Origin of the sequence: Paenibacillus sp. CFBP13512 (assembly GCF_005233705.1) — a bacterium.
GTDB classification, from domain to species: Bacteria; Bacillota; Bacilli; order Paenibacillales; family Paenibacillaceae; genus Saccharibacillus; species Saccharibacillus nuruki.
Map to the genome: position 1 here is coordinate 1 of NZ_QGAD01000024.1, position 20,699 is coordinate 20,699.

General features: G+C 38.2%; 18 protein-coding genes, 1 tRNA gene, 1 rRNA gene and 1 riboswitch. Of the genes, 14 read left to right on the forward strand and 6 right to left on the reverse strand.

Annotated elements, in window-relative coordinates; genetic code table 11:
- Nucleotides 1-123 precede the first annotated feature (123 nt).
- The 9 genes from rrf to PaeCFBP13512_RS21210 all read left to right on the forward strand — a co-directional run bounded on the left by rrf (nt 124) and on the right by PaeCFBP13512_RS21210 (nt 10,190).
- A 5S ribosomal RNA gene (gene rrf / locus PaeCFBP13512_RS21170) occupies nt 124-240 on the forward strand.
- 730 nt (nt 241-970) lie between these two features.
- On the forward strand, nt 971-2,428 hold the full coding sequence (guaB, locus tag PaeCFBP13512_RS21175; RefSeq protein WP_137225807.1) for an IMP dehydrogenase: 1,458 nt from the start codon (nt 971-973) through the stop codon (nt 2,426-2,428).
- A gap of 547 nt (nt 2,429-2,975) precedes the next feature.
- Nucleotides 2,976-4,343 (forward strand): D-alanyl-D-alanine carboxypeptidase family protein, encoded by a 1,368-nt coding sequence (locus PaeCFBP13512_RS21180; RefSeq protein WP_137225825.1) that lies wholly within the window; start codon nt 2,976-2,978, stop codon nt 4,341-4,343.
- Between the two features lie 217 nt (nt 4,344-4,560).
- Nucleotides 4,561-5,442 carry a pyridoxal 5'-phosphate synthase lyase subunit PdxS gene (gene pdxS / locus PaeCFBP13512_RS21185; protein ID WP_069328941.1) on the forward strand — a complete coding sequence of 294 codons (882 nt, stop codon included), beginning with the start codon at nt 4,561-4,563 and terminating at the stop codon, nt 5,440-5,442.
- A gap of 15 nt (nt 5,443-5,457) precedes the next feature.
- Nucleotides 5,458-6,039 (forward strand): pyridoxal 5'-phosphate synthase glutaminase subunit PdxT, encoded by a 582-nt coding sequence (gene pdxT, locus PaeCFBP13512_RS21190; RefSeq protein WP_069328940.1) that lies wholly within the window; start codon nt 5,458-5,460, stop codon nt 6,037-6,039.
- A gap of 205 nt (nt 6,040-6,244) precedes the next feature.
- Entirely contained in the window at nt 6,245-7,528 is a 1,284-nt protein-coding gene (gene serS / locus PaeCFBP13512_RS21195) for a serine--tRNA ligase (RefSeq protein ID WP_137225809.1), read from the forward strand.
- Between the two features lie 88 nt (nt 7,529-7,616).
- Nucleotides 7,617-7,705: transfer RNA gene (locus tag PaeCFBP13512_RS21200), tRNA-Ser, on the forward strand.
- A 273-nt stretch (nt 7,706-7,978) separates the two neighbouring features.
- Nucleotides 7,979-8,884: a YitT family protein gene (locus PaeCFBP13512_RS21205; RefSeq protein ID WP_069328938.1), complete on the forward strand. Its 906-nt coding sequence runs from the start codon at nt 7,979-7,981 to the stop codon at nt 8,882-8,884.
- A 214-nt stretch (nt 8,885-9,098) separates the two neighbouring features.
- Nucleotides 9,099-10,190: a hypothetical protein gene (locus PaeCFBP13512_RS21210; RefSeq protein ID WP_069328937.1), complete on the forward strand. Its 1,092-nt coding sequence runs from the start codon at nt 9,099-9,101 to the stop codon at nt 10,188-10,190.
- An 81-nt stretch (nt 10,191-10,271) separates the two neighbouring features.
- Here the strand turns inward: PaeCFBP13512_RS21210 and PaeCFBP13512_RS21215 are convergent, their stop codons facing one another.
- The 4 genes from PaeCFBP13512_RS21215 to motA all read right to left on the reverse strand — a co-directional run bounded on the left by PaeCFBP13512_RS21215 (nt 10,272) and on the right by motA (nt 13,306).
- A complete protein-coding gene (locus PaeCFBP13512_RS21215; protein WP_137225811.1) occupies nt 10,272-10,868 on the reverse strand; it encodes a GNAT family N-acetyltransferase in 597 nt (198 codons plus the stop codon).
- Between the two features lie 21 nt (nt 10,869-10,889).
- Nucleotides 10,890-11,378 carry a tRNA adenosine(34) deaminase TadA gene (tadA, locus tag PaeCFBP13512_RS21220; protein ID WP_083243601.1) on the reverse strand — a complete coding sequence of 163 codons (489 nt, stop codon included), beginning with the start codon at nt 11,376-11,378 and terminating at the stop codon, nt 10,890-10,892.
- Nucleotides 11,379-11,655: 277 nt separating this feature from the next.
- Nucleotides 11,656-12,495 carry a flagellar motor protein MotB gene (gene motB / locus PaeCFBP13512_RS21225; RefSeq protein ID WP_069328934.1) on the reverse strand — a complete coding sequence of 280 codons (840 nt, stop codon included), beginning with the start codon at nt 12,493-12,495 and terminating at the stop codon, nt 11,656-11,658.
- The gene (motA, locus tag PaeCFBP13512_RS21230) at nt 12,488-13,306 is read right to left on the reverse strand and encodes a flagellar motor stator protein MotA (protein WP_069328933.1); all 819 of its coding nucleotides are present in this window, start codon (nt 13,304-13,306) and stop codon (nt 12,488-12,490) included. Before motA ends, motB begins: the two co-directional genes overlap by 8 nt.
- Nucleotides 13,307-13,503: 197 nt before the next feature.
- On the opposite strand from motA, the gene PaeCFBP13512_RS21235 reads away from it, so the two are divergent.
- Nucleotides 13,504-13,797 (forward strand): hypothetical protein, encoded by a 294-nt coding sequence (locus tag PaeCFBP13512_RS21235; protein WP_069328932.1) that lies wholly within the window; start codon nt 13,504-13,506, stop codon nt 13,795-13,797.
- A gap of 82 nt (nt 13,798-13,879) precedes the next feature.
- Here the strand turns inward: PaeCFBP13512_RS21235 and PaeCFBP13512_RS21240 are convergent, their stop codons facing one another.
- Together PaeCFBP13512_RS21240 and PaeCFBP13512_RS21245 are read right to left on the reverse strand one after the other, a co-directional pair.
- Nucleotides 13,880-14,395, reverse strand: a complete 516-nt coding sequence (locus tag PaeCFBP13512_RS21240; protein ID WP_137225813.1) for a GNAT family N-acetyltransferase — start codon at nt 14,393-14,395, stop codon at nt 13,880-13,882.
- Between the two features lie 277 nt (nt 14,396-14,672).
- The gene (locus PaeCFBP13512_RS21245) at nt 14,673-15,146 is read right to left on the reverse strand and encodes a C40 family peptidase (RefSeq protein WP_069328943.1); all 474 of its coding nucleotides are present in this window, start codon (nt 15,144-15,146) and stop codon (nt 14,673-14,675) included.
- A gap of 12 nt (nt 15,147-15,158) precedes the next feature.
- Nucleotides 15,159-15,298: riboswitch (cyclic di-AMP (ydaO/yuaA leader) on the reverse strand.
- A 480-nt stretch (nt 15,299-15,778) separates the two neighbouring features.
- On the opposite strand from PaeCFBP13512_RS21245, the gene PaeCFBP13512_RS21250 reads away from it, so the two are divergent.
- The 4 genes from PaeCFBP13512_RS21250 (at nt 15,779) to PaeCFBP13512_RS23605 (ending at nt 20,586) form a co-directional block, all read left to right on the forward strand.
- On the forward strand, nt 15,779-16,291 hold the full coding sequence (locus PaeCFBP13512_RS21250) for a YwhD family protein (protein ID WP_137225815.1): 513 nt from the start codon (nt 15,779-15,781) through the stop codon (nt 16,289-16,291).
- 362 nt (nt 16,292-16,653) lie between these two features.
- On the forward strand, nt 16,654-18,111 hold the full coding sequence (locus PaeCFBP13512_RS21255; RefSeq protein ID WP_137225817.1) for an ATPase domain-containing protein: 1,458 nt from the start codon (nt 16,654-16,656) through the stop codon (nt 18,109-18,111).
- A gap of 17 nt (nt 18,112-18,128) precedes the next feature.
- Complete coding sequence (locus tag PaeCFBP13512_RS21260; protein WP_069328928.1) at nt 18,129-18,380, forward strand: hypothetical protein; 252 nt, start codon at nt 18,129-18,131, stop codon at nt 18,378-18,380.
- A complete protein-coding gene (locus PaeCFBP13512_RS23605; protein ID WP_069328927.1) occupies nt 18,367-20,586 on the forward strand; it encodes a LuxR C-terminal-related transcriptional regulator in 2,220 nt (739 codons plus the stop codon). Before PaeCFBP13512_RS21260 ends, PaeCFBP13512_RS23605 begins: the two co-directional genes overlap by 14 nt.
- Nucleotides 20,587-20,699 lie beyond the last annotated feature (113 nt).

A 20,699-nucleotide genomic window follows, 5' to 3' on the forward strand; every position in this document is an offset into this window, starting at 1 on the left:
GGGGTGGAAGTGCCGCAAGGCATGGAGCTGACCAATACTAATCGGTCGAGGGCTTATCCAAATCTACAAACGCGATGTTTCAGTTTTCGGATTCAGTTTTCAGGGAGCAACACAGCCTGACTGTTTGGTAATGATGGCGGAGGGGTTCCACACGTACCCATCCCGAACACGACCGTTAAGCCCTCCAGCGCCGATGGTACTTGGACCGCAGGGTCCTGGGAGAGTAGGACGTTGCCAAGCAACGAGCAAGACCCAAAGAGTGATTCCTGTTTACAGGAGTCGCTCTTTTTTTGCTTTGTTTTATAGATTTCTTTTCATAGATATCTAATAATAGGTAAGGCAGACTAGAACTCCAATAGCATCTCTATCTATGGTTTTCAAGGATGGGTAGAGAGACATAGCATGGATTCCAACGGCAACGGGTTAGGGCAATCTCTTCTCTGTGTAGATATGTAGATATGTAGATGTATAGGATTTACTTTTAGAGAAGAGTATGAGATTCAGGTATAAACCGCTTGAGAAAGATTGCATGGACTACATTCTAAGAATATCTAAGTGATCTTTTAGCTATATTTGGTTTGAACAACAATTGAAGTATATCCAAATGATTAGTACGGGTTGTGTTTGAGTTCTATTAACTTTTACTTTCGATTAAATATGGAGAGTACGAATACAACTTAGATTATATACAGATAAAATAAGATTTTCACAAAATACTTATATTGCTTTTAGTTGATAAATAAGGAAAAAAATGCTTGAGTGTCTCTATTGGATGGACATTAGTTTGCGGGGAGAAGTCAAATCAAGATAATGCTTTAACATTCTTGACAGTCTGTAATACGCTTTGCTAAGATTGCAATAATATATTTTCAGAAACTGTTGCAGAAACTAATTCTAAGCTATTTTAACGCCTTATTTGTGTAAGGTTTTTTTATTATAGAATGAAAAAGAATAAGGGAGGAACATCCTTGTGTGGGAAACAAAATTTGCTAAAGAGGGACTAACATTTGACGATGTATTGTTGGTACCCCGTAAGTCTGAAGTTTTACCAAAAGAGGTAAGTGTCGCTACTGTTCTTAGTAAGCATGTGAAATTGAATATTCCTTTAATTAGTGCAGGAATGGATACAGTCACCGAAGCTGCTCTAGCTATTGCTATGGCTCGTGAAGGCGGTATCGGTATCATTCACAAAAACATGTCTGTCGAACAACAAGCAGAAGAAGTAGATCGTGTAAAACGTTCTGAAAGTGGTGTTATCACTAATCCATTTTCTTTGACACCCGATAAAAAAGTATCTGATGCAGAAGCAGTTATGGCAAAATACCGTATCTCTGGTGTACCTATCGTAGATGAGAATAATACTTTAGTCGGTATTATAACTAACCGTGATCTACGTTTTATTCATGACTATAATATTGATATTACTGAAGTTATGACTAGTGAAAAATTGGTTACTGCTCCTGTAGGCACTACTTTACAAGAAGCAGAAGTACTATTGCAACAACACAAAATCGAAAAATTACCTTTAGTAGATGAAAACAATATTCTTAAAGGTCTTATTACGATTAAAGATATCGAAAAAGCAATTCAGTTCCCTAATGCAGCGAAAGATGCTCAAGGTCGTCTATTAGTAGGTGCAGCTATTGGTGTATCTCAAGATTCCTTTGTACGTGCTGAAGCATTAGTAAATGCAGGTGTTGATTTGTTAGTCGTCGATTCTGCTCATGGCCATCATATTAATATTCTAGATGCTGTCCGCAAACTACGCTCGATGTTCCCTGAACTTACAATTGTAGCAGGTAATGTAGCAACAGGTGAAGCGACTCGTGATCTCATTCAAGCAGGAGCTTCTGTAGTTAAAGTAGGAATTGGTCCAGGTTCGATCTGTACCACACGCGTTATTGCAGGTATTGGTGTACCTCAAATCACAGCTATTTACGATTGTGCAACAGTAGCTCGTGAATATGGTATTCCTATTATTGCTGATGGTGGTATCAAGTATTCTGGAGAAATCACTAAAGCTTTGGCTGCTGGTGCTGATGCAGTTATGTTAGGAAGTCTATTTGCAGGAACAGAAGAAAGCCCGGGCGAGTCTGAAATCTATCAAGGTCGCCGCTTTAAAGTATATCGCGGTATGGGTTCTATGGCTGCGATGAAACAGGGAAGTAAAGATCGTTATTTCCAAGATGACGATAAAAAACTTGTTCCTGAAGGTATCGAAGGACGTGTCGCTTATAAAGGGCCATTGTCTGAAACGATTCATCAGTTGATTGGTGGTCTTCGTTCGGGTATGGGTTATTGTGGTACAGCTAATCTTGATGAATTGCGTAACGATACACAATTTATCCGTATTACAGGTGCAGGATTGCGTGAAAGCCATCCACATGATATCCAAATTACCAAAGAAGCACCTAATTATTCGATGTAAATCAGATCCATTTAGTGTTTTAGCTAAATGTAACTAATCTTAAGATTAAATTACGATATAATAAGCTAGAAATGAGCAAAAGGAGAAGGATTTGATATCTTCTCCTTTTACATTTTAATTGACGTTTAGACAAGCTTGTGATTTTAAGACAAGCTTGTCTTTTTTTGCGTTTAACCGTATGTTAAAATGAGAAAGTCATTGCGATATTCGGTAATTTGTAGTCTAAACCTCTATATGGCAATACATAATGACCAGGAACAAGAAATTGTAGAGAATGATATGAATGTATTGGATTGTATGACTATGTTTGAATTTAATTTAGGTTAAATTATATCGTTCATATAACTGTAAGCTACTTGGTTGGAATAGACTCTTTATAAGTCTGGTCATTGTAAGTGATAGCAGGCTTATTCGGAGTATAACTGTAATGAAGTAGCGGGAGTCTTTTGAACACGATTTACATGCTTAAACATTTGAGGGGAGCATCAGCACATTGAAACGCAACAAAGGGTTGGAAAAAGGAATTTGGAATAAGTCGAAACGTCAAATGGTTAAACAGGGAATTACAGTTCTGATGTTGGCAAACATGTTCTGTATGGCAGTCGTTCCTACAGTTACATTAGCTGCAGCCGCTGCTACAGATTCGAAGAGTACGACAACAGATAGCAAATCTACAGCAGCGACTTCAAATGCTACCGGGAAATTACCAACAGCTGAATCACTTGGGCTGGATGTAAAATCCGCAGTATTGATGGAAGCTTCTACAGGTAAGATTTTATTATCTATTAATGCAGATGAAGCTTTGCCACCTGCTAGTATGTCCAAAATGATGACAGAGTATCTGGTATCTGATTATGTAAAACAAGGTAAAATTAAATGGGACGATGTTGTCACAGTATCTGAAAATGCTGCTGCTCAAATCGGATCACGCGTATTTTTGGCTAAAGGCGATAAGCATACAGTACTTGATCTGTATAAAGCGATGGCTATAGGATCAGCCAATGATGCTTCAGTAGCATTAGCAGAATTTATTGGTGGAACAGAGCAAGATTTTGTTAAAATTATGAATGAAAAAGCAAAAGAGTTTGGGATGAAAACAGCTCATTTTGCTAACTCTACAGGTTTAGACATTGCAGATATGCCTGCTGCGACAAGACCGGATTCGGATCAAGAAACAATTATGTCTGCAATGGATACAGCGTTATTAGCTCAACATATTGTCGATGATCATCCTGACTTTAACGATGTTACTAAAATTCAATCGTTTAAATTCCGTCCAACAGACAAAGATCCTGTTGTGAACTGGAACTGGATGTTAGAATCGAATGCTTCTATTACTAACTTTAAAGCTTATGCGTATAAAGGATTAGATGGTCTAAAAACAGGTCATACGAATGCAGCAGGACAATGCTTTACAGGTACAGCTGAACGTAATGGTATGCGTCTGATTAGTGTAGTAATGGGTACGACATCCGAACCTGAACGCTTTATTCAAACCAAAAAAATCCTTGATTATGGATTTGATAACTTTGAAGTGAAGCAAGTCGTTGGAGCTAAAGCGGCTGTATCTGGACTAGCATCACTTCCAGTAGTGAAAGGAACGGCTAAAGAAGTGGGTGTTGTTACAGATGCTGCTGTTAATGTGGTTGTTCCTAAAGGTACAACACCTAAAAACGTAACGTATACTGTAGCTCCTGCTAATGAAGCAGCACGTACTGCACCGATCGAAGCAGGCAAAGCATTAGGAACGATTACGTATACGTATAAAGATTCTAATATGCCTGAAGATCAAGTAGAAACAGTGAATTTGATTGCGGCAGAGCCTGTTGAAAAAGGAAGTTGGATTCGATTGTTTTTCCGTGCGATCGGAGAATTGTTTGTTGATTTATTCGATTCTGCTAAAAATATGTTTTAATAGATAAAAGTTGCGTAACTACAATACGGATGATCCTATCAAATGTATTGTATATTCAATAGCTCTACTGTAAAATGATGAGTTAGATTCTGTCTCAAATTTAGCGATGAATTTGAGACATAAGCATCCAGTTATTTATGATTCCTTATGGAGTATAAATAGTCTTTGTAATCGAAGAATAATCTTATGTTATATATCGAATTCAGGGGGCATGAACATGGAAACCGGTACATCAAGAGTTAAAAGAGGTATGGCAGAAATGCAAAAAGGCGGCGTCATTATGGACGTCATGAATGCAGAGCAAGCTAAAATTGCAGAAGCTGCTGGTGCTACAGCAGTTATGGCTCTTGAACGTGTGCCTTCTGATATTCGCGCCGCTGGTGGCGTAGCTCGTATGGCTGATCCAACGATCGTAGAAGAAGTTATGAAAGTTGTATCCATTCCAGTAATGGCTAAGTCTCGTATCGGTCATTATGTAGAAGCTAAAGTATTAGAATCACTAGGCGTAGATTATCTGGATGAGAGTGAAGTTTTGACTCCAGCGGATGAAGTTTTCCATATTGATAAACATGAATTTACAGTTCCTTTTGTCTGCGGTGCTAAAGATTTGGGAGAAGCTCTTCGTCGTATTGGTGAAGGCGCATCTATGATTCGTACTAAAGGTGAGCCAGGAACAGGTAATATTGTAGAAGCTGTTCGTCATATGCGCTTTATCAATAGCCAAATTCGTAAAGTAACGAATATGTCTAAAGATGAATTGTATGCTGAAGCTAAAAACCTTGGTGTTTCTTACGATCTATTGGTAGGTGTACATGAAGCAGGTAGCCTTCCAGTCGTTAACTTTGCAGCAGGCGGCATTGCAACTCCATCAGATGCAGCGTTAATGATGTATTTGGGAGCAGACGGAGTCTTTGTAGGTTCAGGTATTTTCAAATCAGATAGCCCTGAGAAATTTGCACGTGCTATTGTCGAAGCAACTACACATTATGATGATTATAAATTGATTGCTGAAGTATCCAAAAACTTGGGTGCTCCTATGAAAGGTATCGAAATCTCTAAATTAGCTCCTTCAGAACGTATGCAGGATCGCGGCTGGTAAGAAAGAAGGTAGACCATGAAGATTGGTGTATTGGCATTACAAGGCGCTGTTGCAGAGCATCTGAGAAGTCTTCAGTTAGCTGGCGCAGAAGCGATCAGCATCAAACGTACTGAGCAACTTGAAGAGATAGACGGATTGGTTATCCCTGGTGGTGAAAGTACAACAATCGGTAAGCTGATGCGGAAGTATGGGTTTATCGAAGCGATTCAGCAATTTTCGGAACAAGGGAAACCATTGTTCGGAACTTGTGCAGGTCTGATTGTATTATCAGAACGAATTGCTGGGCAGGATCAACCGCATCTTTCTTTGATGGATATGACGGTTTCTCGTAATGCTTTTGGGAGACAGCGGGAAAGCTTTGAAACAGATCTTGATGTGGTTGGGATTGATGAACCTATTCGAGCTGTGTTTATCCGTGCGCCGCTTATCCAAGAAGTTGGAGAACAGGTGCAAGTACTGTCTACGTATCAAGATGAGATTGTAACAGCTAGACAAGGTCATTTGTTAGCTTGTTCTTTTCATCCCGAATTAACCGATGATTATCGACTGCATCAGTATTTCGCAGACATGGTGCAGGAACATATCGCTAATCAATAATTAAATGCTGTAATGATCCAAAGCGTTAAAATACATTACACCTTAACTCTTGGCAGCTTCTGTGATTAGAAATACCTTCTAATGCAGATGGCGGCAAGTTCTCACTTGCCCGGTATAAAGCATTCACTCTTTTGTAAAAGAATGAAGCTTGACGGCGGAAAAGAGAACCAGGAGTTAAGGTTATTTTCATTAGGAGGGTTTATAGATGTTAGACGTAAAGATATTACGTAATGACTATGCACGCGTAGAACAAGCACTACAAAGCCGTGGCAAATCATTAGATTTGATCGTAGAATTCCCTGCACTTGATTCTAAGCGTCGTGAATTATTGCAAGAAACAGAATTACTTAAAAATCGCCGTAATGTAGTATCTGGTGATGTGGCTAAACGTAAAAAGAATAAAGAAGATGCGGAAGAATTGATTCTTGAAATGCGTGAAGTATCTGATCGGATTAAAGGATTAGATGAAGAAATTCGCCAGTTGGAAGCGCAAATCGATATGATGATGCTATCTATTCCTAATATTCCTCATAGCAGTGTACCTGTAGGTGCTTCTGAAGAGGATAATGTGGAGATTCGTCGTCATGGCGATCCGCGTGAATTTGCTTTTACACCGAAAGCGCATTGGGATGTAGCACAAGATCTAGATATTATCGATTTTGAAGCTGCTGCTAAAGTAACAGGTTCACGTTTTGCTTTTTATAAAGGATTTGGAGCTAGACTAGAACGTGCATTGATCAACTTTATGATGGATCTGCATAGCAGTGAGCATGGTTATGAAGAGATCTTACCTCCTTATATCGTAAATAAAGATAGTCTTGTAGGTACAGGACAACTGCCTAAGTTTGAAGAAGATTTATTTAAATTAAATGATACAGAATACTATTTGATCCCTACAGCAGAAGTACCGGTGACGAATTATCATCGTGAAGAGATTTTGCCAGTAGATCAATTACCAAAACATTATGTTGCGTATAGCTCTTGTTTCCGTTCTGAAGCAGGTGCTTCTGGTCGTGATACTCGTGGATTGATTCGTCAACATCAATTTAACAAAGTTGAAATGATTAAAATCGTACAACCTGAGACATCTTATGATGAATTAGAAAAAATGACTGCTAATGCAGAGCGTGTATTACAGTTATTAGGTCTGCCTTACCGTGTACTTGCTCTATGTACGGGTGATATGGGCTTCACAGCGGCTAAAACGTATGATTTGGAAGTATGGTTGCCTGAGAGTAACATGTACCGTGAAATCTCTTCCTGCTCGAATGTAGAGGATTTCCAAGCGCGTCGTGCAAATATCCGTTTCCGCCAAGATACTAAGAGTAAGCCAGAATTTTTGCATACGTTAAATGGATCAGGATTGGCTGTAGGTCGTACGGTTGCAGCGATTCTAGAAAATTATCAGCAAGAAGATGGCAGTGTAATTATCCCTGAAGTATTACGTCCATATATGCGTGGAGCAGAGGTTATTACAAGCAAAAAATAATTTTTAAATCTTTTTTGATAAAAAGCTTGTCAAATCTTAAAATCCATGATATGATATTTATGTTGTGCAAGATTGATAAAGCTTTTCTGGAGAGGTACCGAAGCGGTCATAACGGGGCGGTCTTGAAAACCGTTAGGGGGCAACTCCACGTGGGTTCGAATCCCACCCTCTCCGCCATATATTTAAATCCAAGTCGTTCCTTTATAGGAGCGGCTTTTTTGTTGTTCATTTATAGAGTGTGAAAAAGGATAAGCAATTTTAGAAGTATGTATTTGATTTATGTAGGACAACCCACTATTTTATGTCATAATAAATAGTGAATAATATGCATATTTATTATGATCTTTTGATCGTATAGGATGTTATTACTTTAAGCCCACCATATGGCTTATAGAAAAATGTGTTACCAAACTCTATATCTCTACGTACATAAGAATAGGAGGACATACCATGGTAGATAGTAATCAACCTCCCGATTTATCAACGTTTGTACCGATTAAGCATGGAAGAAGGTCTTTAAAAAGTACAATCCTACGTACGTTACTGATTGTACTGGGTGCCATGATTGTAGCAGTGGCATTGGAACTTTTTCTGGTACCTAACAATATTACCGATGGTGGTATTACAGGTATATCTATTATTTTGTCTTATATCACCAAGTGGCAATTAGGTTTATTCTTATTTGTGATTAATATTCCATTTTTGATTATTGGATATAAGCAAATAGGGAAAACATTTGCTTTGTCTACACTACTGGGCATAACAGTAATGTCGATCGGTACATTCTTATTGCACCCTGTAGAAGCATTTGTTAAAGAAACGGTTCTTGCATTTGTATTTGGAGGTATGTTTCTAGGGTTAGGTACAGGTCTAGTGTTGCGTTCTGGTGGATCACTGGATGGCACAGAGATTATAGCGATCTTACTGTCACGGCGTTCTATTTTCTCCGTGGGCGAGATTGTTATGATCATTAATGTATTTATTCTGTGTGGAGCAGGCTTTGTATTTGGATGGGATCGGGCGATGTATTCGATTATTGCTTATTATATTGCCACCAAAGTGATCGATATTACGATCGATGGCCTGGATCAATCCAAGTCGGTATGGATTATTAGTGATCGTATTCAAGATATCGGAGATGCTATTATTCATCGGCTTGGAAGAACAGTCACATACTTATCCGGTGAAGGTGGATTTTCTGGAGAAGAGAAGAAAGTTATTTTCTGTGTCATCACTCGTCTAGAAGAAGCGAAGTTAAAAGAAATCGTGAATCATTTTGATGAGACCGCTTTTATGGCAGTAGGAAATATCCATGATGTTAAAGGTGGAAGATTCAAGAAAAAGGATATCCATTAACAAAGTGTAACTTCATTTTCCAAAATGTATGGTATGTTGGTAAAAGGTTATCTGTTAGGGTATAAGTGAAAAGTAAGTAATAATAACCATTTTTGAGTTTGTACCTTTCAAAATTAGCTGAAATGGGTTATTATGTATGCTGGCTTGATACCTGTCGTGCTTTGAAAAATGGAGTAAACACTTCATCGTTGTACAAAAAGAGAGGGGTAACAAAATGAAAAAAAGAATGACACTTGGGCTTTTAGTTATGCTCATGATACTTACAGTGGCACTTGTAGGTTGTACAAAGAAAGCTGAACCGAAAGAAGCGGTAAAGGCAGCAACAACCAACGCAGCTAAAATGACATCTTACGCTATCGCAACCAAATTGAAAGTAAATGAATTATCGTTTACTTCTGCTGATGGAAAAGCGACAAGTGATGCTCAAAGTGCACAAATTGCAAGCTTACTTAAAAATGCAGAATTTAATGTAACAGGGGTATACCAAGGTGACCCAATGCAAACAGAATTGACTATGGAATTGAAATTGAGTGGCGATATGGCAATGACATTTACAGTGCCTATGGTTATGACTCAAGAAGTTCTATATGTGAAGATTCCACAAATCCCAATGTTGGCATTGCCTGATACATTGGTAGGTAAATTCTTGAAAGTGGATCTAAAAGAATTGGCTGCTAAAGAAGGTCAAGAATACAAACCTTTAAGCCCAGCGACTACACAACAATTAACTCAAGATTTGTCTACTGCTGTTCTAGACAAATATGATCAAGCTAAATACTTCAAAGATGTAGATACGAAAGATGCTGCTCTTCCTGAAGGTGTAGACGCTAAACAAGTCGTTCAATTCGCAGTAACGAATGAAAATGCAAAAGAAGCAGTAACGATCTTCGTAAAACAAGCATTGCCAGCAGTATTGGATGTTGTGTCTAAAGAAGAATACCGTAGTGCTTTGAATATCAAACAAACAGACATTGATGATATGAAAAAAGAACTTCAATCTGAAGATTCTCAAAATAGCTTCAGCAAGTCTGTAAATGAATTGGATAAATATTTAACTCTAAACCAATTCCATATCAATACAGCAATCAACAAAGATGATTTCCCTGTATACCAACAAATGGTGATGGATGCTGTATTCTCTGACCCTGATACTAAACAAAATGTTAAATTGTCTTTAGATGGTAGCAGTCAGTATTCCAAAATCAATGAAAAACAAACATTTGCTATCGGTATCCCCGCAGATGCAGATGTAGTTACAATGGATGAATTCCAAAAACAAGTAGGTTCTATGTACGGTGGTTACTAATTAGTTGTAACAAAAAGCTCACTGCTTAAGCAGTGAGCTTTTTTTATGTGCAACATGAATGGGTATGAGAAGTAATAGCATTTAAAAGTGAGTTATATCTGCGGTGGAGTCGATAGATTGAGGGGAAAATTCTTCTTTTAAAATCGAAAACATCTGATGATCTTCCCACTGATCGTTAATTTTAACCAATTTACGCGCAATTCCTTCGGCTTGGAAGCCACATTTCTCCAGTACGCGCCTTGAAGCAATATTATGAGGCAAAATACCTGCTTGTACCCGATGAAGCCCTAGAGAGCGAAAAGCGTACTCTAAAAGCAATTGTACACCACCAGTCATATACCCTTTACCTTGAAAGTGATGATCCATAGAATAACCGATATCTGCAAATTGACCAACACCACGTACTAAATGCGTTAACGATAACGTACCAAGCAATTGATGATCGACTTGTGCAAATAAACCAAATAAGTAAGCTTTGTCTTCCCAGGCTTCTTGTTGTCTGCGGTAGATCAAGTCCAATTGGCTAGGAAGTGTAAAAAACTCTTTGGGATATCTTGGTTCAAAAGTCTGATTCGCTTCGCGACTGTTCACTCGTAATTGCAGAAGAGCCAAAGCATCTTCTGGTTCTAGCAGACGAATATAAATACCAAGTGTGCTATTCGATAATTGTAGCGACATATCATCCCTCCTTAGGCAGAATTATGATTGTAAAGGTTTAGGCTTTTTGAGTCGCAAACGTAACTGCTTGAAGAAGTCTGTTAATAGCAGAGCACATTCAGGTTGTAAAATATCTGTGATGATCTCCGTACGATGATTAAATCTAGGTTCTTGAAGCAAATTCATTAATGTGCCGGCACAGCCAGCTTTGGGATCGACAGTTCCATAGACAACAGTAGGGACACGACTCTGCACGATAGCGCCTGCACACATAGGGCAAGGTTCTAAAGTGACATAAAGAGTACAATCAAGTAGCCTCCATGCCCCTAACGATTCACTGGCTTGTCGGATCGCTATAATTTCAGCATGAGCAGTAGCATCGAATGAAGTTTCTCGCAAATTATAACCTCGACCTACGATCATATTGTCTTTAACAACAATAGCTCCAATCGGTACTTCACCGAGCTGTTCCGCTTTGCGAGCTTCGGCTATAGCTTCTCGCATCCAGTACTCATGTACTTCTTGAGAAATAATAAACCCAACCTTTCACTGTGGATACTTTCTTTACTTGTACATCGAACAGATATTCGTTGTTAACACGTTGTGGATAGAACTGTGGATAACTCTTAAAAAACGAAAATGATAACGTTTTAGCTCAAAAAGTTGTGGATAACTATTTTAAAACGATCAAAAATAAGTCGTATCTACTATTTTAGGCAAACTGCAATTTATTTTCAATCTATCTACAGTAAACAAAATAAAAAAAGTAGACCTTAGATATACTAAGGTCTACTTTGGGTGATCGTTATTATTTACCGTTGTTCGCCATCGATTGAAGAGTAGGATTCACATCTTCATCCACATACTTACGAATAATCGATACTTCTACACGACGATTTTCTGCACGTCCCAAGTTGTTAGAGTTACTAGCAACAGGGCGATACTGTCCGTAACCAATCGCACTAAATTTACGTGGATCGAGTTTGTTATTCAGCAATAGAATTTTCATAAAGTTAAGTGCACGATCTGAACTTAAGTTCCAGTTAGATTCATATTGTGAATTGGAGATAGGAACATTATCGGTATGACCTGAAACGATAATATCGTAATCCGGGAACTGTTGTAAAATATTTGAGATCGATTTGGCGAGTACACGAGACTCAGGCTTCACTGTAGCTCGTCCTGAAGCGAATAACGTATTATCACTAATCGTAATACTTAATTGAGATTGATTAAGCTTGGTCGCTAACTGTTGGCTTAATCCGTTGTTTTTGATGTAGCTGTCTAGTTGACGTTTTAACTTCTCTAGATTTTCCTGCTCTTGTTGTTTGAGTTTTTCACGTAAACTTTCTTTGGTTTTCTGAGTATTATCAGCAGGTGAAGCAGCAGATGCTGGTGTTTCATTATCATCCGATTTAGGCGTTTGACCGCTTGTTTCTTCCATAGCATTTTGCTCTAGAACACCTGTACCACCGGTGAAAGCTGCATTCATGGCTGCTGCCATTTGTTGAAATTTGGATGCATCTAGTGAACTCATTGCAAATAGAGTAATAAATAAAGCAAGCAATAGGGTCATTAAATCAGAATACGGAAGTAACCAGCTTTCATCTGGATGTTCTTCGTGCGGCTCATGCCTTTTTTTACTCACTCGGTACCGCCTCCCCTACGTTGCCACTGCTACTTTCTTCGCTGTTCATTTTCGCATTTTCAGTAGGTGTTAAGAAGACTGCCAACTTCTGACTAATCGCAATTGTAGATACACCGGATTGAATCGAAAGTAGACCTTCTACCATCATCAATTTCACTTCTACTTCAGCTTTGGATAAGCGTTTAAGCTTAGTCGCCATAGGATGCCATAATACATAACCACTAAAGATACCGAGCAATGTCGCCATAAAGGCACCGGCAATCGCATGAGAAAGTTTTTCTAAGTCAGTCAAATCTGCCATCGCAGCAATCAGACCAACTACCGCTCCAAGTACACCCAGTGTAGGAGCATACATACCTGCTTGTGAGAAAAGAAGTGCGCCTGAACGGTGACGTTCTTCTGTCGCATTAATATCTTCCATCAATACATCTTGTACAAATTCCTGATCATTACCATCAATAATCATACGCATTCCGTTACGAAGGAAAGGATGATCAATTTCTTCAACTTTAGATTCCAATGCAAGTAGACCTTCACGACGCGTAATTGAAGCCCACTCCATAAACATACCGACTAGATCTTTTTTGTCCATTAATTTTTGTTGAACAAATACGACTTTAAACAATTTACCAAGGCGTTTTACTTCGTTCATTGGGAACGCCATAAAAATGGTTGCTGCTGTACCTACAAAAATGATGACATAAGCGGCTGGATTATTCACCAGATTGATTAGGGGAGCACCCTTTAAAAGCATACCGAATATTAGTGAACCCAAACCAAGTACTAGACCGATAATTGTTGAAATTTGCATAATACACCTCGTCCGTGAGTATAATAGTTTATCTTTTTCATCATCCACTTCCATGTAATGATGTGTTTTCCAAAAACATCTGATACTCTTTTATCGACAAGATATGCTGCATTGTTAAGAGTTTTTTAGTGTATATTTGCGTTATAATGTAAATAAGCTGGAAAATGTAACAATATGGACAGATCGGGAGGTTAAGTATGGGCGTTAAGCATGGAAGAGATTATGAGGACATATTAAGTGATTTAACATCAGCAGTAGGGATGATTCCAGACAGTTATTTATTTTTTGATATGGAACCTCAAGAGTGGGAAGTACTTGCTGAAGGTGAACGACATGAAGTGAATGAAGCATTGGCAGAAGATTTATTTTTTGCGTTAGGCTCAGAGTCTATGATCAATGTAGGTAGTGGAGTTGTCATTTACGATGCAGATACCCATCGGATCGATATTCTGATTGGCAAAGAAGAAATGACTTTCGTAACTTTAATTTAAAACATCTATTATAGGTATGTAAAAAAGAAATACACAAAAAGCACAGAAGAATGAGTCTTATCATTCCTTCTGTGCTTTTATTTTAGAGATTAGGATAACGTGCGTTAGGCGGAGCTTGATAGACCATACAATAAAAAGGCTTCATCCCATCAGGCGTTCTGCGTTCATACATATCTGTAATATAAAAATCTGCTTTCTGATAGGTGCGAATAGCCCGTTGATTCCAGGTCAATACTTCTAAATCAATCTCTGCGGTAGCACTACGTTCCTGAGCCGTCTGCACAATTGCTCGTAAAAATTCTTCTCCATAACCATGACCACAAAGATCGGGACGCATTCCTATACCTAGTCTAATCGTATCTCCTAATGGAAAAAGTTGAGCAAAGCCAGCTAGTTGTTCATGTTTATCTAGAACAGATAGATATTGTTTTTCTCGAATTATCGGATCTCCAAATTCAATCCCTAATTCTTTCATTTGTTCCCATGCCATCCAACCATAGATATTATAAGGTGGTTCATAGATCCATGTGCATACTTCAGCGGCATGTAATTCTGTCAAAGGAATAGTATGAAAAACAGAATCTAGTGATGAGCTCATCCAGTAACCTCCTATGACCATACTTCATATGTATACCATAAAAAAAAGATAAAAAATTTGCAATATCCTGTTTACCATAATTACGAGTAGGTTAATAATAAGTAGACATAATTATAACCACAACAAAATATAAATTTTCAAAGATTCACAATTTTATGTAACCTATTAGACGTTCGATACGTCTTACTTATATAGAAACATAAAAAAACCACCAAAGATTCTGGCGGGAATCTTAAGTGGTCTGTAGGTTCATTTATATGAGTTGTTAATAGGATAATTAATTGTCAGTTGCGAAGGTGTTATATGTGGAATCACTCATAACGCGTTTAGCACCAACGTAACGATTTTGATAGTAATCCATGCTCAAACTGTCAATTCTCACACCTTTAGAAGTAGAAGCGTGTGCGAAGTTACCATTTCCTACATAAACTGCTACATGTGAAACTCCAGCCCCGGTAGTATTGAAGAATAACAGATCTCCAGCAATTAAATCACTTTTTGATACAGGCTCACCTACTTGATATTGAGAACTAGATTGGCGAGGAAGATCAATGTTCATTTTGCCGAATACATATTGTGTAAATCCAGAGCAGTCAAAACCGCTGAAAGATGTTCCACCAATACGATAAGGTGTTCCAATAGCTCCATCAATTACTTGATCCATTTTAGAATCTGCATGTGCACTTGTTACTCCAAGTGACGTAAATGCAATAGCAAGTCCCATTACTGCGGCTGTTAGTTTCTTTTTCATGTTCAAAATCAATTGTCCCCTTCCAATTGCCTACGAGGTTAGCTTAAGGATTCGGTAGAAGGTATTCCCCTATGATCCCTCCGAAACAAGATCAATTCACCCAAAACGGTTCCCCCGTTTCCCGGTACCAAGGAATTTGGCTCAAAGCTTGGTATGTACCGTTCACGGATCATTACGACAAAACGACAAATTTTTCATTACGCTATAAAGGTTACAGCATTTCGTTTTAAAGTTTACAAAGTTGTTACTAAAATCTCACTGGATTTATTCTACCAGAGGTTTTTTACTTTGGCAAACGTTTATTCATCTGTTTTTAATATTTGCTTAAGCATTTTGACGAGTAATCTCTGTCAAAGCCTACGGTTGTCATGTTCTTAAAAGTTAAAAAAATTTAATCTTTTGATCAGATGTGGGTGGTTATTAGTGAATGATGACCACTATATATACTTTCTTCGGTTCACCAATCACAATAATGAACGTTTTTTACCTTTTTTTATGAAAAATCGTGACAATAATCGACTTTATTGGCTTTTAACTCATTATTCGCTACAATATGAGTAATAGATTAAAGTCCCATTTATATGTATAACAGTCTTTATTTATACTGACCTACAAAGGAGTATTCTAACAATATGGATGAAAATCAAGCAAGTAAAAAGTCAATGTCACTGAATATTGTAAGTAGTAGTGCAAAAAGTAGTAAACATAAGGGGTTTGGATCAGGAGCGATTAACCTCAATAATGTTTCCCCTATCATTATAGACCATGGCGAAGCAAAAATCGATGTTGGCGCTATGCATGCCAAAAGTAAGGTAGAAAAAGGAATCAAATTTACTACCAATCGTGAAGAATTAAATGGTGGTCGCCAAGTATGGTTAGTATGGGTCGCTGTAGATAAATTAGCTGAAGGTGTTAATTATGCAGGAGCGACAGCTTGTGAGATGTGGATCAATGAAGAAGAGAAAAAAGGCTGGAAAATTCTTGCCGAGCATGTGAATAAGTTAGATTATGCGATCAAGCGTCGCATTATGTTAGAGGGCTTAGGAACAGAAGAAAAAGCAGCGCTTAAAAAGTTATTGGTTGCCCATAATGAAGAGTGGTGGAATCAGTCTTCAGAAGAGTTTAAATCTGCATTAGAAGGTTAATAATAACTAACATAGTCTACGTATTACACAAAAGACCGACGACCCTCAGATCGTCGGTCTTTTATCATTTCATGTCACCATTTTGGTATCACTTTAAAAAAACTTCTTCTATAGAAGAATAATATTTCACCAACAAGTATTAAGGATTCAAAATAGTAGGATTATCTTTATTTATATCATATAATAACAAGTAAAATATGGTAAAAAAGGTTATGAATGAGGATGGGATGTCAAATGACTATAAAAATTGGAAATTTACTTCCTTCTATCTCTAAACCCTTGTTATAATTAAGAGAAAGTCATCATCGTAGGAAGCTGTCCCTTGCGTGACTAAAATATTCTACAGATGGAGGGAACACTAAATGCAAAAAAGCGAAGCTGCTTACACCAAGACATTAAAACAGCCTATTAGTACAGGTATCCCGGGACTGGATGATATTTTATGCGGTGGCATTCCCCCAGGAGGCGTCGTTATTCTGGAAGGTGAGCCAGGTACAGGCAAAACAACGATAGGTATGCAATTCTTGGTTGAAGGTGCTATTAAACATAATGAGCCCGGTATTTATATTACATTCGAAGAACTTCCTGAACAAATCTACGATGATATGGAACGGTTTGGATGGAATTTGAAAGATTTGGAACGGCGTAACTTATTACGTGTGATCTGTATAGAACCGGAAATTTTATTAGAACAGATGCTTGAACCCAATGGATTATTTGAATATATGATCAAAGAAATTGGTTGTAAGCGTGTAGTTATGGATAGTATTAGTTTATTTAGATTAATGAGTAGTGAACAAGAAGCCAGGACAAACGTATATACCATTCGCAATATTATGCGAAAACATGCGTTGACTTCTTTTTTTATTAGAGAATATTCCGAAGTGGAAGGTATGCATATTCCTTTCGAGAATTATATCTGTGATGGTATTGTCAGGCTTTCTTTGAAGCCTTTAATGGAAAAATATCGTAAGCGGACGATCGAAGTACTCAAAATGCGCGGTACTCGAATTTTGGAAGGTGAACATACGTATAAGTTTGTTGAAGACGGCGTCTATATTATTCCTTCTTTATCAATGGCAGAAGACAAGATACTGGTACAAGAAACCGAAGTATTATCGACAGGTATTGATTCGCTAGATGAACTTCTGATGGGTGGTATTCCTAAAGGTAGTGTCTTTATGATCGATACGAATAGTAAAGCCAACTATAGATATCTTCTTTCTTCTATTTATGCACAACGAATCAAAGATGATGATTGTACCGTCACGATGATGTCTGGTAATACGACACTTGATATGTTTGCCGATACGATTGATTTGTTTGGCGTTTCTTTGCGTCAGGCGGTCGATGAAGGTAAAGCTCACTTTATTGAGCATTACAAGCGGGCTGTAGATAGTGGATTGGAAAAAGCACTGATTCGGGTAGACGATGTTGAAAATGATGAATATGCCAATACGCTGAATGACAAGCTTTCTCCTATTTTTGAATGTGAAGAGCTTTGCGATAAGCGCTGGTTTATTTATTACGACCTGAATACGATCATTTCAGAACGTGGTAAAGAATTTGTTGTGAAATACTTTTCTGAAGAAATTTCGCTCTGGCGTGCACTTGGTATTACAGTTATGGCTCATTGTAACTTTAGTGAAATCGGAACAGAGACGGCTTCCTTTTTGGAACGTACCTGTAATGGTGTTATTAGAACATGGGTAGATGGGAATTATCAGTATTTGCAGGTAACTAAATCACCAAGCGGAAGAGTGTCAGCCCCACACATCGTAGCTAATATCTCAGAAACACCATTTGTCCGGCTGGTATAAGGAGGGATTAAGCTTTTATGGTAGCAGAAAGCGATGTAATCACACTACAGATGGAATGTACCTTATTTTTTGAAAATAATCCTTACGCATTAGAAACCAGTACGGGCATGTCCAAAAGACTTGGACGAAATGCAAATTTGATTGAACGTGCTTTAAATCGTTTGACTGAATTGTCTATTCTTGAAAAAAACGGTCAAGGTACGCGTGCTATTTACCGTTATAAAACACCGTACATTCAGACAGAAGTGGACATGAATGCTTATGATTGAAAGTTACTTTATAGATGATAACGCAGACAGCTGTCAGGAACTCCAAAATGTATATGCGGAACTTACCGGTTTGTTTATTTTTATCACGAATGATCAAGGGCATTTATTAAGTACGCCTTCAGATGCTGAAATTGCTTCTCTTTTTGTAACGTATCCTAAAGAACTTGAAGATTCATTAAAAGCCGAGATCGATAAGCTCAAAGGTCTTCGAGTGACTGCTTTGTCGGATCAATGGATACCCGGAATCAAGTGGATTATTGCACCGGTTAGTATTGATCAGCAACCGATTGAAATGTATATCTGGGCAGGTATTATGATTCAAGAAAATACCCGTCAAGCGATTATCGATCATGTGAACTATAATAGTCCAGATTTGAACGGGCCTAGTGAAGTGTTCCGTATGATGCGAGAACGTATTCAACGTATCCCTGAAGATCAGCCCACACAGATCGAATACAAAAAAGAAAAAATTAGCAAGTTGTCTAAAGCGATTGCTTTGATTTTGAAAGCAGGATATAAAGAAAAGCAGTTTGCACAGCGGTTAACAACACTCAACGAAACATTACGCTCTGATACTAGTCGAAATATGCCGATTGAAGAAGTGACCCGTGCAGTACTGGCTTCGAGTGATCTGGCAGACGTATTTGGTTTTGCTTTAAAAACATCGCCTGGCACGTATCGAATAGTGAGTAGTACTGGACCTGCGGCGGCAGAGTTAAAAGGAGCTATTTTCCATGAGGGTGAAGGGTTCTTAGGGCAAGCGGTATTGAGTGAACAACTCAGCCATTGGAAAGATGTAGGTAGAGATCCACGAAGTCACTTTTTTCTACAAAAAGGGTTAGCTTCGATCTATGAAGTCCAATGTTTCCCTATTCGTTATGATGACGAGAATTATGGTCTATTATTCGGTATTGGATTGGAAGAAAAATTATCGGCAACAACGAATGTGCGCTTTGAAGAAACATTGATTTCTCTGATCGGTTGGTATATTGGTAACCATATTACACATGGTCGAATGGAAAAGCAGATTCAACGCTTTAAGCCTTTAATGGAATTAGCTAGCGTTATGGTATCTGTACAGGATATTCAGCGCGTTTTATTTATGTTGGTGGATATGAGCTTGAATCTAGTGTGGACTCCATCTGCTTCTATTGTAGTTCATCGGGCGAGTGAAGATGAGAAAGTTCAGATGGTAGCTCGTGGTATGGAAAGCCCGGGTGGAGAAGCATATGCCAGAGATATTGCACGTCGTTATTTGGAAAATGGAAACAATCAGCCAGCAACAAGTTCCTATCTGAATCGTTCTGTCCCATCCGCATTGATGATAGAGTATCCAATTGTCTATGCGGATAAAACGAGAGCTGTCTTAGCAGTCGCTATAGGAGATGAACAAGAAGGCGAAGAATGTCGTGAGATTTTATCGGCTCTGGCAACCATGGGTAGCGTAATTATGAAACTTCTCTATGATCGACAGCAATTTTTGTCGAATAGCAATCGATTTGCTCATATTTTACATGAGTCGATTCGTGAATGGAATGTGGCTCAATATCAATTAGCAACCGATGCTCAGAAAATTGTGATGGAATTTGCTTTATGGGGTGGCTTAAGTAAAGAGGAAGGTGAAACGACAGCACGTGCTTGTCTCATGTCGTTCTCTGATCCGAAGACGTTGCGTAGCTTCCCGCACTTGTTTGAACAAGAAGCAGCAATGATAGAAGACTTTAAGCAAATTCAACAGAATCCTAACCAATCGTCTTCTCAGGCATACTGTAAAGGCGGGCAGATTATGGTATTGGTATTTGCCTTAGCTGCTTCTGCCGATAATGATATACAGCTGATGAATGATTCCCAATTTACTAATATTGATCCAGCATTAATAAGTCAATTCCGTTTATTTATGCTTAGCCGCCATACTTTGCAAACTGAAATCAGCTTAATGGAAGAGAAGCCTGTTCCTCGGGCATTAACTGCTGAGGTGGCAGAAGGTCGTGGTCTGGATGCAATCGTTAAAGAATTTGGATTATCCCCACGGGAAAAAGAAGTATTAGAATTAGTAGTAAAAGCTTCTAGTAATAAAGAGATTGCTGCTGCTTTATTTATCAGTGAACATACTGTCAAAAATCATTTAACTAATATTTTCAACAAAATGAGTGTGACTGATCGCGCTCAAGCGATTGCTGCTGTATTTAACAAAAGTATAGGTTAGAAAAAAAGATCATCTTTTTTTAAAAAAGGGTGATCTTTTTTTCTATTTATGGCGATAAAAGGAAGAGGAGGGTTTTCCTATTTACTTATATGTATAAAATAGGAAATAAAGTC

What these genes read in the sequence shown, in the direction of transcription:
- PaeCFBP13512_RS21235 (WP_069328932.1), top strand. Translation starts at nt 13,504, where the DNA reads ATGGGCGTTAAGCATGGAAGAGATTATGAGGACATATTAAGTGATTTA.
- PaeCFBP13512_RS21205 (WP_069328938.1), top strand. Translation starts at nt 7,979, where the DNA reads ATGGTAGATAGTAATCAACCTCCCGATTTATCAACGTTTGTACCGATT.
- PaeCFBP13512_RS21215 (WP_137225811.1), bottom strand. Translation starts at nt 10,868, where the DNA reads ATGTCGCTACAATTATCGAATAGCACACTTGGTATTTATATTCGTCTG.
- PaeCFBP13512_RS21245 (WP_069328943.1), bottom strand. Translation starts at nt 15,146, where the DNA reads ATGAAAAAGAAACTAACAGCCGCAGTAATGGGACTTGCTATTGCATTT.
- pdxS (WP_069328941.1), top strand. Translation starts at nt 4,561, where the DNA reads ATGGAAACCGGTACATCAAGAGTTAAAAGAGGTATGGCAGAAATGCAA.
- PaeCFBP13512_RS21250 (WP_137225815.1), top strand. Translation starts at nt 15,779, where the DNA reads ATGGATGAAAATCAAGCAAGTAAAAAGTCAATGTCACTGAATATTGTA.
- PaeCFBP13512_RS21260 (WP_069328928.1), top strand. Translation starts at nt 18,129, where the DNA reads ATGGTAGCAGAAAGCGATGTAATCACACTACAGATGGAATGTACCTTA.
- serS (WP_137225809.1), top strand. Translation starts at nt 6,245, where the DNA reads ATGTTAGACGTAAAGATATTACGTAATGACTATGCACGCGTAGAACAA.
- pdxT (WP_069328940.1), top strand. Translation starts at nt 5,458, where the DNA reads ATGAAGATTGGTGTATTGGCATTACAAGGCGCTGTTGCAGAGCATCTG.
- PaeCFBP13512_RS21240 (WP_137225813.1), bottom strand. Translation starts at nt 14,395, where the DNA reads ATGAGCTCATCACTAGATTCTGTTTTTCATACTATTCCTTTGACAGAA.
- PaeCFBP13512_RS23605 (WP_069328927.1), top strand. Translation starts at nt 18,367, where the DNA reads ATGCTTATGATTGAAAGTTACTTTATAGATGATAACGCAGACAGCTGT.
- motA (WP_069328933.1), bottom strand. Translation starts at nt 13,306, where the DNA reads ATGCAAATTTCAACAATTATCGGTCTAGTACTTGGTTTGGGTTCACTA.
- PaeCFBP13512_RS21180 (WP_137225825.1), top strand. Translation starts at nt 2,976, where the DNA reads ATGGTTAAACAGGGAATTACAGTTCTGATGTTGGCAAACATGTTCTGT.
- PaeCFBP13512_RS21255 (WP_137225817.1), top strand. Translation starts at nt 16,654, where the DNA reads ATGCAAAAAAGCGAAGCTGCTTACACCAAGACATTAAAACAGCCTATT.
- PaeCFBP13512_RS21210 (WP_069328937.1), top strand. Translation starts at nt 9,099, where the DNA reads ATGAAAAAAAGAATGACACTTGGGCTTTTAGTTATGCTCATGATACTT.